Origin of the sequence: Paenibacillus sp. HGF5 (assembly GCF_000204455.1) — a bacterium.
Lineage (GTDB): Bacteria > Bacillota > Bacilli > Paenibacillales > Paenibacillaceae > Paenibacillus_AQ > Paenibacillus_AQ lautus_A.
Genome location: NZ_AEXS01000158.1, coordinates 1 through 13142, shown reverse-complemented (window position 1 = coordinate 13142; position 13142 = coordinate 1). Strand labels below are relative to the sequence as shown.

The 13142-nt window shown below is 52.1% G+C and carries 10 protein-coding genes; 9 read left to right on the top strand and 1 reads right to left on the bottom strand.

Annotated elements, in window-relative coordinates; all coding sequences use genetic code 11:
- The first annotated feature begins 39 nt into the window (after positions 1–39).
- The 6 genes from dapG (at position 40) to HMPREF9412_RS25455 (ending at position 8140) form a co-directional block, all read left to right on the top strand.
- Positions 40–1254: an aspartate kinase gene (gene dapG, locus HMPREF9412_RS25480; RefSeq protein WP_009594743.1), complete on the top strand. Its 1215-nt coding sequence runs from the start codon at positions 40–42 to the stop codon at positions 1252–1254.
- Between the two features lie 107 nt (positions 1255–1361).
- The gene (dapA, locus tag HMPREF9412_RS25475; protein ID WP_009594731.1) at positions 1362–2243 is read left to right on the top strand and encodes a 4-hydroxy-tetrahydrodipicolinate synthase; all 882 of its coding nucleotides are present in this window, start codon (positions 1362–1364) and stop codon (positions 2241–2243) included.
- Positions 2244–2468: 225 nt separating this feature from the next.
- Positions 2469–4148, top strand: a complete 1680-nt coding sequence (locus HMPREF9412_RS25470) for a ribonuclease J (RefSeq protein ID WP_009594732.1) — start codon at positions 2469–2471, stop codon at positions 4146–4148.
- A gap of 269 nt (positions 4149–4417) precedes the next feature.
- Positions 4418–5194, top strand: coding sequence for a ClpP family protease (locus tag HMPREF9412_RS25465; protein WP_009594727.1), 777 nt, complete (start codon positions 4418–4420; stop codon positions 5192–5194).
- The gene (locus HMPREF9412_RS25460; protein ID WP_009594714.1) at positions 5191–5433 is read left to right on the top strand and encodes a YlzJ-like family protein; all 243 of its coding nucleotides are present in this window, start codon (positions 5191–5193) and stop codon (positions 5431–5433) included. Before HMPREF9412_RS25465 ends, HMPREF9412_RS25460 begins: the two co-directional genes overlap by 4 nt.
- A gap of 61 nt (positions 5434–5494) precedes the next feature.
- Positions 5495–8140 carry an FtsK/SpoIIIE family DNA translocase gene (locus tag HMPREF9412_RS25455; RefSeq protein WP_009594735.1) on the top strand — a complete coding sequence of 882 codons (2646 nt, stop codon included), beginning with the start codon at positions 5495–5497 and terminating at the stop codon, positions 8138–8140.
- An 80-nt stretch (positions 8141–8220) separates the two neighbouring features.
- Here HMPREF9412_RS25455 and HMPREF9412_RS25450 read toward each other — a convergent pair whose 3' ends face one another.
- Positions 8221–9123 (bottom strand): helix-turn-helix transcriptional regulator, encoded by a 903-nt coding sequence (locus HMPREF9412_RS25450; RefSeq protein WP_009594702.1) that lies wholly within the window; start codon positions 9121–9123, stop codon positions 8221–8223.
- A 151-nt stretch (positions 9124–9274) separates the two neighbouring features.
- Here HMPREF9412_RS25450 and uxaC point away from each other — a divergent pair, with 151 nt between their 5' ends.
- The 3 genes from uxaC to HMPREF9412_RS25435 all read left to right on the top strand — a co-directional run.
- Entirely contained in the window at positions 9275–10699 is a 1425-nt protein-coding gene (gene uxaC, locus HMPREF9412_RS25445) for a glucuronate isomerase (RefSeq protein ID WP_009594771.1), read from the top strand.
- Positions 10700–10702: 3 nt separating this feature from the next.
- Entirely contained in the window at positions 10703–12217 is a 1515-nt protein-coding gene (locus HMPREF9412_RS25440; protein WP_009594700.1) for a tagaturonate reductase, read from the top strand.
- A partial coding sequence (locus HMPREF9412_RS25435) for a UxaA family hydrolase (protein ID WP_009594760.1) occupies positions 12214–13142 on the top strand: 929 nt, incomplete at its 3' end. The genes HMPREF9412_RS25440 and HMPREF9412_RS25435, both read left to right, overlap by 4 nt.

The window sequence follows — 13142 nt, the reverse complement described above, 5'->3', positions numbered from 1 at the left end:
TTTACGTCTCCTGGGCATATATAAACGGAGGAATATTTTATGCGCATCTTAGTTCAAAAATTCGGCGGCACCTCATTGTCTACACCGCAAGCAAGAACCCATGTTATTGGGCACATCCAGCGTGAACTGGCCAATCACTACCAATTGGTCGTGGTTGTATCGGCTATGGGACGCAGAGGGGAGCCTTATGCGACAGACACGCTCCTGGACTGGATCGGGCATAACGGAAACGCGCTTCCCGACAGAGAACGGGATCTGCTGCTCTGCTGCGGTGAAATTATCTCGGCTTCAACGCTGTGCAGTCTCCTTCAGCAAGAGGGGATAACCGCAACGGTGCTGACGGGTGCACAAGCCGGATTTCTCACAGACGATCACTTCGGAAATGCACGTATCAAGGACGTAAAACCTGAACGGGTTTTGAAAGAGTTGGAGAGTCATCAGGTTGTCATCGTTACCGGCTTCCAGGGGCAGACCGATTCCGGCGACTTTACCACGCTGGGCAGAGGCGGAAGCGATACTTCGGCTACAGCGCTTGGTGCCGCGCTTCGCGCCGAAATGGTAGATATCTACACCGATGTCAACGGCATTCTAACGGCGGATCCCCGCATCGTCGAGGATGCGAAGCCGCTTAGTTACGTGAGTTACACGGAGATTTGCAACATGGCTCATCAAGGGGCAAAGGTCATTCATCCTAGAGCGGTTGAGATTGCCATGCAATCCCAAATTCCGGTCAGAGTGCGGTCGACCTTCTCGGATAATGAGGGCACGCTGGTAACCCAGCCTGAGGGCTTCAGAGATATTCAATCCGGAATCGTGGACCGCTTTGTGACGGGAGTTGCCTATGTAAGCAACATAACGCAAATCTCGGTGGAATGCGATCGCACGGAAGGTCTTCAACTGAAGGTATTTAAATCGATGGCCGAGCATTCCATCAGCGTGGACTTTATTAATGTTACCCCTACCGGAGTGCTTTATACGGTGTTTGACAGCGATTCGGAGAAGGCGATCGAAGTGCTGCAGAGCCTGGACCTGAAACCGAAAAGCTTATCCGGCTGTGCCAAAGTGTCCGTCATTGGCGGCGGCATCAACGGCGTTCCGGGCATCATGGCCAAAATCGTGGAATCCTTGAGCGAGCACGACATCCCGATTCTGCAATCCGCGGATTCGAATACGACGATATGGGTACTGGTGAAAAAAGAAGATATGGCTCAAGCGCTGCGCGCCCTTCATCATAAATTTGAGCTTCACCGATAAAATTACTAAAGACGGATATTCCCTTAAAACGTTTGATAGGAAATAATATAGATAAGATTACTTACGAAGGAAGCATTCCCGCGGGAAGGCTTTAAGGAGGAATCATTGTGGATTTCGGAAGACTGATTACGGCTATGGTAACCCCTTTTGATCAGAACGGCCAGATCAATTGGGACGAGACTGCGAGATTGATTGAGCACCTGATAGTGGAACAGAAGTCGGATTCCCTGGTCATTGCTGGAACGACCGGCGAATCGCCAACGCTTAGCGAAGACGAGAAGCTTGAATTGTTTAAGTTCGCTGTGAAACAGGCGGGCGGACGGAGCAAGATCATCGCAGGCACAGGCAGCAACAATACGTCACATTCTGCAGAATTGACGAAGAAAGCCGAAAGCTGCGGCGTCGACGGCATTTTGCTTGTAGCACCATACTACAACAAGCCGAACCAGGAAGGACTCTACCAGCATTTTAAGGCGATTGCCGAGGCAACCTCCTTGCCCGTCATGCTGTATAATGTACCTGGTAGAACGGGTATCAGCCTAAGCACGTCCACCACCTTAAGGCTGGCACAAATTCCGAACATCGTTGCGACCAAGGAATGTGCTTCGATTGACCAGGTTACCGGCATTGCCGCAGGTGCTCCCGAAGGGTTCATCGTATATTCCGGCGACGATTCCGCGGCATTGCCTGCATTGTCGGTAGGTGCTTATGGAATCGTAAGCGTGGCCAGCCATATTGCAGGTGCCCGCATGAAGGACATGATCGAAGCCTTCGTGGAAGGGAACGTGAAGGAAGCTGCCAAGCTTCATCAATCCTTATTCCCGCTGTTCAAAGGCCTCTTTGAATGTCCTGACCCGCTTCCGAATCCTGCGGCGGTTAAATTCGCTTTGAACGAACGCGGCTATCAAGTCGGCGGGGTTCGCCTGCCGCTCGTTGCTCCAAGCGAGAACGAGGCTGCTTTTATCCGTAATATGCTGTCTTCCTTGTAAACTGCCGCTTACCTATTTTCAGGGCCACTACCTTCATCGAAGGTGGTGGCTTTCTTCGTTTTAAACCCTTCTGATTCTGGGCATCCTATGGTCCACGAAGGTGGCTGACTTGTGTTTTCACTTTTTCATCATGTATAATGAATTCAAGTGACTGGGTGCGGTATTTTTTTGAAATTTAATATAACAATGGTACGACGTCCAAAACTATAGGAGGGTTAGATACATTTGTCTAAGAAAATAAGCAGCGATAAACTATCGATTTTTGCCTTGGGCGGCGTCGGTGAAATCGGGAAGAACATGTATGTCATCCAGTATGCAGGCGACATCGTTGTCGTGGACGCGGGATTGAAGTTCCCAGAAGAAGATATGCTTGGGATTGATATTGTTATTCCTGATATTAGCTATTTAACGGAAAATCGCGACAAAGTGAGAGGGATTTTGCTGACTCACGGTCACGAGGACCATATCGGCGGCCTCCCTTACGTATTGAAACACCTGAACGTTCCTGTATACGGAACGAAATTGACGCTCGGATTGGTGGAAAACAAGCTCAGAGAAGCGAATTTGCTTGGTGAGACGAAACGGATTCTGATCCATGCGGATTCGGAAGTTCAACTCGGAAACACATTGAAAGCGACCTTCTTCAAAACCAATCACAGCATTCCGGATTCCGTGGGGATCTGTATCGAAACGCCGGAAGGCAATGTGGTGCACACGGGGGACTTTAAGTTTGACCATACTCCGGTCAATGACCAGTATGCGGATCTGCAGCGTATGGCTGAGATCGGAAGCAAGGGAGTATTGGCTCTTCTGTCGGACAGTACAAACGCAGAGCGCCCCGGCTTTACGCCTTCCGAGAAAAACGTAGGCATCGTGCTGGAAGACATCTTCCGCAAAGCCGAGCAGCGGGTTGTTGTTGCAACGTTTGCATCGAACGTGCACCGTATTCAACAGGTTGTCAACGCAGCCGAGTCCACCGGACGCAAAATAACGGTAATCGGCAGAAGCATGGTTAACGTTGTATCCATTGCCGCAGAGCTTGGATACCTGCACATTCCGGACGGCATGCTGATCGAACCCGAAGAGGTAAACAAAATGGCAGCGGACCGCGTTGTCGTATTGTGTACGGGCAGTCAGGGAGAACCGATGTCAGCGCTCACGCGCATGGCACGTTCCACCCACCGGAAGGTGGACATTCTGCCGGGAGATACGGTCATCATCGCGGCGACTCCAGTACCTGGAAATGAGAAGTACGTGGGTCGTACGATCGATGAGTTGTTCCGTCTTGGAGCAGACGTCATTTACAGCGGATCCAATTCGGGCGTCCACGTGTCGGGTCACGGTAGCCAGGAAGAGCTTAAGCTGATGCTGAATCTGATGAAACCGCAATTTTTCATCCCTGTCCATGGCGAGTACCGGATGCAGCGCCGTCACGCCCTGCTTGCGGAATCCGTTGGCGTGGATCCGGACAACATTTTTATTACCGATATCGGAGAAATCGTGGAGATTCAAGGCGGTTCGGCCCGCAAAGCCGGCAAAGTGACCGCCGGCAATGTGCTGATTGACGGACTTGGCGTCGGAGACGTAGGGAACATCGTACTGCGCGACCGCAAGCTTCTGTCCCAGGACGGTATTCTGGTCGTTGTCGTTACGTTGAGCAAACAAAACGGCTCCATCGTTTCCGGTCCCGATATTATTTCCCGTGGATTCGTATACGTACGAGAATCCGAAGGGCTTCTGGATGAAGCCAACCGTATCGTTTCCAGCACGCTTCAGAAGCTGATGAGCGAAAACGTAAATGAATGGGCATCACTGAAGACCAGCGTGAAAGACGCTTTGGGACGCTTCTTGTATGAACAAACACGTCGCAGACCGATGATCTTGCCGATCATCATGGAAGTCTGATACGAGACAATACAATAAATCAGGCACACAGTCGCCCCTTTTTCGCAGGTAATAATTGGACGGTTTCCGCGAAAGAGGGGCTTTTTATATGCAAATCATGAAACTTCTCCCGATGGGTTCGGCAGGAGTTTTTTTGTTTGTTATGAGCAAGGCCTAATGCTGAATGCTCTGCCCAAGCATAAAAAAGCCGCGTCATTTGCCATACTAAGGGTTAGCTATGTGTTTGTTGCAGCAGCTAGACATTAAGAATAAAAAGGCAGGGATGCGCGATGGACAACGATCAACGGATGACGGGCAACAGAAAAGCGGGGTGGACTGGCGAGACGGAGGCGCCTCCGGTCGTTCCGACCGAGGAAGGCAAGAAAGCGGCCGTGACGGAAACCATTCAGCAGCTGGGACAGACGGGGCTTCCAACCGGCGGAGAATCCAACGTCTTTTGCATGACGATTATTGGGCAAATCGAGGGTCATCTCGTGCTGCCGCCGCAAAATAAAACGACCAAATACGAGCATATGATTCCACAGCTAGTGGCAGCCGAGCAGAATCCGCGAATCGAAGGACTCCTGATCATTCTGAATACCGTTGGCGGCGATGTGGAAGCAGGGCTTGCCATTGCCGAAATGATTGCATCGCTCAGCAAACCGACGGTAACGGTTGTCATAGGAGGGGGTCATAGCATCGGCGTGCCTATCGCTGTTGCCGCAGACCATTCGATTATCGCAGAGAGCGCAACGATGACGATTCACCCGATTCGCATGAGCGGGTTAGTCATTGGCGTGCCGCAAACCTTCGAATATATGGAGAAAATGCAGGAACGCGTCGTGCGCTTTGTGACGAGCCATTCGGGGATCACGGAGGAACAGTTCAAGGATCTGATGTTCAAGACCGGCGAATTGAACAGGGATATAGGTACTGCGGTTTCGGGTACAGACGCCGTAAAGTATGGTTTAATGAACGAAGTGGGTGGAATCGGACAGGCATTAAGCCGGCTGAACAGCATGATCGCCGAGCGTAAAACGATTCAGCCCGGGGGGATTACGCAATGACTTGGTACAGCGTCATGCCCTTGGATCCGACGACCGGGCTGCTTCAAGTGGAGCAGGAGGTCATGTCCAGGGAAGTTCGAGTCGATGGTATTTTGATGGAAGTGAAGCCTGTAACGGAAGAACAGGCGAAAATCGTTCGTTTATTGGATTGCGGGCTTCATGATTACTTGAACCCGCGCTACGCGCCAGGGACCATGATTCGCTATATTCCGACCGTCGAAAATGAGGCTAAAGGCTGAAAACAGAACATAGGTACGCCACCGAATATTATGCTATAATATGGATTCGGGGGTGACACATTTGGCAAAGCGGAAAAGAAAGAAGAAGGCAGCCTTTGCAGCCGTATTGAAATATGAAATTTATGGAATTGTATTGATGACACTCTCGGTCATCGCGTTATCCGGAGAAGCACCGGTGGGGCGTTCCCTGTCCAAGATGTCGGGATATCTGCTGGGTAAGTATTATTTTATCATCCCCCTAATCGGCATTTATTACGGGTTAATGGTGATGATTCACCGAAAATGGCCCAAACGGTGGAACAGCAGGCGTACCGGTGTCCTTCTCCTGGTATTATCGCTCACCTTAATGAGCAGTATTGCGGGTCTGGAGTCCAAATTGGCTCCGATCGGACAATTGAATGCATCGAGTGCGATGAGCCAGATACATAGTGATTTGCAGGGCGAGCTCCTTCATGCCGGGGCGGATGACGGACGTCATCCTGTCATGGGCCGGGATATCAGCGGGGGTTATGTTGGAGCCTTGCAGTTTGCCCTCTTGTTGATGCTGTTTGGCAGCATCGGGGCAAAGTTGATTGTGATTGTCATGCTGTTTATCAGCTTCATGCTGATTACGAATCTGTCCTATGTTGATTTAATGCGGATGTTCCGCGTCAGGGTTGTGAAAGCCGGGGAACGAATCCAAAAGAAAATGAACAGCCAGCAGACGAAATCAAAGGCGGCGGCGAAGGCAAGCGCCAAGGAGCAACGCATACAGCTGCCGGAGGATCTGGATGAAGACGATGACCTCGACGATATGGAAGGCATGCGGCTGCCGAAGCGTAAAGCGCCGCAATTCTTCCAACTGTTTGGTTCCAAGGGCAACAAGCGGAACGAAGCCGCAGAAGAGGCAGAGGATGTTATGGATGAGTCGGCTCCGGTATTTACGGTTGGCAACGGACATGATGAGCATGATAAGGGCGAGGTCGTCCTGTTCAACCGAGCGGATCAATCGGAGGAGGGGACGGATGCTGCATTTTCTGCACCGGATCCTGTACCTTCTTCGCCGATTATTCGCGATTTCTTCGAGCAGGTGAAGCAAGAAGGACGATTGGATGACGATCCAGACGATCACGAAGCGGTGATGCCTCCTGCGCATGAAGACCCTTCGGGGAACGCGGCATCAAGTTCGGATGCCATGGTTGACCCAGAGACGCTGAACGGCGAGACGAATTCAGCTGTTATCGCGGATACTGGGGGGCAAGAAGGATCGGCACCGGCAGCGCCACCGGCTCCGCCGCCCAAGCCGTACAAGCTGCCTCCGTTCCGGCTGCTGTCCAAACCGAACAACGGCGGCAAGGGTGGAGACCAGAACGATTACATGCAGACAGCGCGAAAGCTGGAGGCCACACTGGAAAGCTTTGGCGTTCGGGCCAAGGTTCTGGAGGTTGTCCGGGGTCCGTCGGTAACCCGCTATGAAATTCAGCCGGACATCGGCGTCAAGGTCAGCCGGATCGTGAATCTGACCGATGATATCGCACTCGCGCTTGCGGCCAAGGATATTCGGATGGAGGCGCCGATTCCAGGCAAGTCCGCCATCGGGATCGAAGTGCCGAACAATGAAGTTTCGCTCGTCACCATGCGAGAGGTTATGGAAACGCCGACGTTCCAGGACGCGGAATCGAAGCTGTCAATCGCGTTCGGCCGCGATATTTCGGGCCAGACGATTGTCGGTAATTTGGCACGGATGCCCCATCTACTAGTTGCAGGCGCCACGGGTTCCGGTAAATCCGTATGCATCAACGGCATTATTACCAGCATCCTGTATAAAGCGAAGCCGGATGAGGTTAAGTTCCTGATGGTCGATCCGAAGATGGTCGAACTCAATGTCTATAACGGGATTCCGCATTTGATGGCGCCGGTGGTAACCGACCCGAAGCGGGCATCCTTAGCGCTTAAGAAAATCGTCGTGGAGATGGAGAAGCGGTATGAACTGTTCTCCAAGTCGGGGACGCGGAATATTGAGGGCTACAACAATCTAATGAAGGATAATCTGCCTGCGGTATTGCCGTATATCGTTGTCATCGTGGACGAGTTGGCCGATTTGATGATGGTCGCGGCCAACGACGTGGAGGATGCGATTACTCGATTGGCCCAAATGGCGCGTGCAGCCGGTATCCATCTGATTATCGCGACCCAGCGTCCGTCGGTCGACGTTATCACCGGGGTCATTAAAGCGAACATCCCGTCGCGTATTGCCTTTGGCGTGTCTTCGCAGGTCGATTCCCGAACCATTCTGGATATGGCGGGCGCCGAGAAGCTGCTTGGCCGCGGGGACATGCTGTTTATGCCGATGGGTTCCTCCAAGCCGATCCGCGTTCAGGGAGCCTTCATGAGTGATCATGAGGTCGAGAACATCGTGGATTTTGTCCGGGATCAAGGACAGGCGGAATATGACGAGTCGTTGGTGCCTGAAATCGAGGAATCCGCTGGCGCGGACGAAGAAGAATTGGATGAGTTGTATGAACAGGCGGTGACCATCGTATTGGAAGCCAAGCAGGCATCCGTGTCGCTGCTGCAGCGGAGAATGCGTGTAGGCTACACCCGTGCCGCCCGCCTCATCGATTCCATGGAAGCGCGCGGGGTGATCGGTCCTTATGAGGGCAGCAAGCCGCGGGAAGTGCTGATGTCCATGGAGCAATATCAGCAGCAGCAGAATCGAATCAGCTAAGCGACTCATTGTATGATCACAACTAAAAAAGGAAGCGAACAACCCTGGACTCCTGGTGGCTCGCTTCCTTTTTTGCATGTTCAGGGGACGCTGTTGATTTTACGATATTGGCTTGCCGTCATATTCATGATTTTCTTGAAGGTCCGGTCAAAATGGGTGAGGCTTTCAAAGCCGATCGATTCGGCGATGTCCACGATTTTCAGATCCGTATCCGTCAGAAGGCGCTGCGCCTCGCGAATCCGGGTCAGGTTGAGGTAATTAATGATGGTAAAGCCCGTAATCTCTTTGAAGATCCGGGACAGGTAGAACGGACTGATGTAGAAGGTTTCGGATAATCCCTGCAGCGTGATTTTGTCTGCGTAGTGAACGTGAATAAACTTGACCACGTCCGTGATTTTCTGATGGAGCGGATTCATGGAGACGTTGGCAGGCAGCGAGGCGGAATGGGTTAATCGATAGGTTTTGATTAATAACTCCGTAAGCAGCACCTGCAGCATATGCTCATACGAAGCGGAGCGTTCCCGGATCTCATCGGCCATTTTATTCAGAATTTGCATGATGATCGCCTGCTCCGGCACGGTTAAGCGCAGCAGCGGCCGATCCTGGTTAAACATGCCGAGCAATCCCGATGCCAGCAAGGGATGGCCTTTGCCGAGAAAGGAATCGCTGAAATTAATGACGATACGCTCATGCTCCGGGTCTCCATGGCCCGAGGTTTTATGGACATCGAATTTATTGATGAGAATCAGGTCCCCCGCCCGGATGGAGTACAGCTTCTCTTTGATAAAATAATGGCGTTCCCCCGAAACCAAATAGTAGATTTCGTAAGTTCCGTGATAATGGTTATTGCGTTCAAAGGGTTTTGTGCGGTGAATGCGATGATAATAAAATTCTCCTTCTTCTTCTCCGTAGGATACGGTATGGGTTTCGCTGGATATGACAATCGCCCCCGCTTCGTTCAGATCATAACATCTTGGAGCCATTCCAATTAATTCAGCTCTATTGTATCAACTTTTTCTGGCAAAACAAAGCAAGATATGTTGAATAAACCTCTATATTCGCAATAAACGTGAAGAAATCCAACTGATGATGCCGTAACATAGTAGATAATCTACAGAAACGGACGGTGAAATCATGAGACCTTTTATGGATGAACATTTTTTGCTTCATAACGAGACTGCTCGCATCTTATACCACGATTATGCTAAAGCCATGCCAATCATCGACTACCACTGTCATTTGAGTCCGCAAATGATCGTTGACAATCACCGGTTCGAGAACTTAACGGAAGCCTGGATCAACGGTGACCACTATAAATGGCGGGCGATGCGTGCTGCAGGCGTGGAAGAGGCCTACATCACGGGAGGGCCGGGCGTGAACGATTATGACCGCTTCTTGGCTTGGACCCGCACTGTGCCGATGACGATTGGCAACCCCTTATTCCATTGGTCGCATTTGGAGCTGCAAAGACTGTTCGGCATATCGGACATCATTCAGGAAAAGAATGCTCCGCGAATTTGGGAGGCGGCAAACAAGCGTCTCCAGGAACATGATTTTACGACCAGGGGGTTGATTACTTCAAGCAACGTGAAGGTCGTGTGTACGACGGATGACCCGGCGGATAGCCTGGAATATCATTTCAAGCTGACAGAAGAAGGCGATGCCGGATTTCAGATGCTCCCGTCATTCCGTCCGGACAAGGGGCTGGAGATTAACCGGGAGACGTTCGTTCCTTGGGTGAAGTTGCTCGCCGAGCGAAGCCGGGTCGAGATAGCGGATTATCCGGCATTTCTGGCAGCGCTGGAGCAGCGGGCGGAATTTTTCCATTCGGTGGGCGGCAGGGTATCCGATCATGCGTTGGATTACGTGCCTTATCGAGAGGTCAGCGAGGCGCAGGCGGGCGACATTTTCTTGAAAGCGCTTCAGGGGGAGAGGGTTTCCCGGGAAGAAGAGGAACAGTTCAAGACGCATACGCTGCTTCATCTTGGCCGTGTCTACGCCAGGCTCGGCTGGGTCATGCAGTTCCATATCAATGCCCAACGCAACAACAACACAAGGATGTTCCGGCAATTGGGTCCGGATACCGGATATGATTCGATTCACGATAGTCCGATCGCCGTACCGCTCGTTAAGCTGATGGATCGGCTCGATCAAGAGTCGGCGCTTCCAAGAACGATACTTTATTCGCTCAACCCCAGCGATAACGATATCCTTGCTGCACTTATCGGGAGTTTTCAAGGGGATGGCATTCCGGGCAAAATCCAGTTCGGCTCGGCGTGGTGGTTCAACGACACCAAAGACGGCATGGTCGAGCAGATGAGCAAACTCGGCAATATGGGCCTGTTGAGCCGATTCGTCGGGATGCTGACCGACTCCAGAAGTTTTTTGTCTTACACCCGGCATGAGTATTTCCGGCGTATTCTTTGCAATCTTCTCGGCGAGTGGGTTACGCGGGGCGAAGCGCCGGATGATCTTCCGTGGCTCGGTGGCATCGTGCAGGATATTTGTTACAACAACGCCGAGCGTTATTTCCGGTTTGGCCAGACGGAAGGGAGATAATCCATGGGTACGAGCACAGACCGAAGCGGATCGTTGAAGTTGGTCGGACGGGAGTTTCTCCAGCAGCAGGATGTACGTCAGGACTCGGAGATGTTGAACTTCCCCGTGAAGGTGCTGCAAATCGGCGAAGGTAATTTTCTGAGGGGCTTTTTCGATTGGATGATCTATGAATGCAACCGGCAGGGGCTGTTTCAAGGGAGCGTCGCGGTCAGTCAGCCAAGACCCGGCGGAAGGCCCAAGCTGGAGCAGCTGCGGGAACAGGAGGGGATATACGGCCTGCTGACTCGAGGTCTGCAGGATGGACGAAAAGTTGAGGAGGAGCAGTGGATTCCGGTGTTCTCGAAGATCGTGGATCCCTATGCGGAATGGGAGAACTTCTTAAGGATCGCCGAGCTGGATACCCTGGATATCATCGTTTCCAATACGACCGAGGCTGGTCTCGATTATCAGCGCAGTGAATGGAATCCGGACGAACCGGTGTTGTCGTATCCCGGCAAGCTGACCATGCTGCTGTATCGGCGTTATGAGCATTATGAAGGCTCGCCGGACAAGGGCTTGATGATATTGCCCTGCGAGCTTCTGGAACGAAACGGGGATATCTTGCGATCCATTGTTTTGCGGCATGCACAGGATTGGGGGCTTTCGCCGGCCTTTCAGAGCTGGGTGGCGGAGCACAATCTGTTCTTGAACTCGCTTGTAGACCGGATCGTAACCGGTTATCCGGAAGAAGCGGAGCGTTATTTTGACAAATGGAGTCATCAGGACCGATTGCTCAACACGGCCGAGCCCTATTATTTCTGGGCGATTGAGGGCGATCCGTCACTGGAGTCCAGACTGCCTCTACGGTCGGCGGGCCTTCAGGTAAGCTGGGTATCCGATCTGACCCCGTATCAGGTTAGAAAAGTAAGGATCTTGAATGGAACGCATACCCTTATGGCTTCAATAGGTCTGCTCCATGGCTTGAACGAAGTGAAGGAGATGACGGAAAGTGCTGAATGGGGTGATCGCATCCGAAACGCGATGCTCGAGGAAATCGTCCCGGGGGTGCCTCTCCCGCCTGGAGATGTTGCGGCATATGCCGAAACCGTGTGGGAGCGGTTCCGCAACCCCTTCATTCGGCACAGGCTGCAGGACATCGCCATGAACAGCATCTCCAAATTTAGGGTTCGGGTTCTGCCGAGCTTAAAGGAATATATCAGAATGCATTATGAGCTGCCAAGCACCATTACTCTTGGATTGGCTTCCTTGATCCGTCTGTATCATGCCGGCACGAAGGAGGGGCAATGGTACGGCACGCGACTTGATGGTGAACAGCTGCCTTTAAGAGATGATCCGGATAACCTGATGACACTGCAGCAAGCGTGGCAAAAGGTAGACGGCGGGGAGTGGACTATACGTCAGCTTGTGGCCTCCATTCTTGGTAACCAGAGGATATGGGGCGAGGATCTGAACCGAATTCCCGCTCTTCATGAAACGGTAAGCAGCTATATCGAAGAAATGGAGCTGAACGAGACATGAGTGACATCGTCATACTTCACAGCAAGGATGATGTCGGCATTGCGCTTCGTCCTTTGCCGGCAGGAGAACATGCCATCGGGATCTTGAACGGGAAGGAGCATGCCATCGAATTAACGGAGGACGTCCCGAAGGGTCATAAGGTGGCTCTGCGGTTGATTGAGGCGGGTAACCATGTTTTCAAATTCGGTTATTCGATCGGTCTGGCGAAGGAAGCCATTCTGCCGGGGACCTGGATTCATACCCACAATTTGAAAACAGGTCTCTCCGGTGAAGTGGAGTATCAGTATAAGCCAAACGCGAATCAAGGGCTTGAGCCTTCAGCTGCCAGCCACGGTTCGTCAACTTTCCAAGGATATGTCAGACCGAACGGCGAGGTTGGAATCCGCAACGAAATCTGGATCATCAACACCGTCGGCTGCATTAATAAAACCTGCGAGCTGCTGGCACGAATGGCAGGTCAGCAGTTTCAAGGGAGAGGGATTGATGGGGTTTATCATTTTCCGCATCCCTACGGCTGCTCGCAGCTCGGGGATGATCTGAGCCATACCCAGCGCCTATTATCCTCCCTGGCTCAGCATGGCAATGCCGCAGGCGTGCTCATTATCGGGCTCGGCTGCGAGAACAATCAGATCGATCAAATGCAGGCCATGATCGGGGAGCAGGACGGGAATAGGATCAAATATATGCGTGCCCAGGACATGGAGGACGAATTGGAGGAAGGGTTGTCTCTCATATCCGAGCTCGTGGAATATGCGGAGACGTTCAAACGAACGGAGGTTCCTCTCTCCAAACTGAAGATCGGGCTGAAATGCGGCGGGTCGGACGGACTTTCGGGCATTACAGCCAATCCGCTGGCGGGCCGCATCGCGGATACGATTACCGCCTATGGAGGCACCGCTCTTCTAACGGAGGTGCCGGAGATGTT

What these genes read in the sequence shown, in the direction of transcription:
- dapG (WP_009594743.1), top strand. Translation starts at nt 40, where the DNA reads ATGCGCATCTTAGTTCAAAAATTCGGCGGCACCTCATTGTCTACACCG.
- HMPREF9412_RS25465 (WP_009594727.1), top strand. Translation starts at nt 4,418, where the DNA reads ATGGACAACGATCAACGGATGACGGGCAACAGAAAAGCGGGGTGGACT.
- HMPREF9412_RS25460 (WP_009594714.1), top strand. Translation starts at nt 5,191, where the DNA reads ATGACTTGGTACAGCGTCATGCCCTTGGATCCGACGACCGGGCTGCTT.
- HMPREF9412_RS25450 (WP_009594702.1), bottom strand. Translation starts at nt 9,123, where the DNA reads ATGGCTCCAAGATGTTATGATCTGAACGAAGCGGGGGCGATTGTCATA.
- uxaC (WP_009594771.1), top strand. Translation starts at nt 9,275, where the DNA reads ATGAGACCTTTTATGGATGAACATTTTTTGCTTCATAACGAGACTGCT.
- HMPREF9412_RS25440 (WP_009594700.1), top strand. Translation starts at nt 10,703, where the DNA reads ATGGGTACGAGCACAGACCGAAGCGGATCGTTGAAGTTGGTCGGACGG.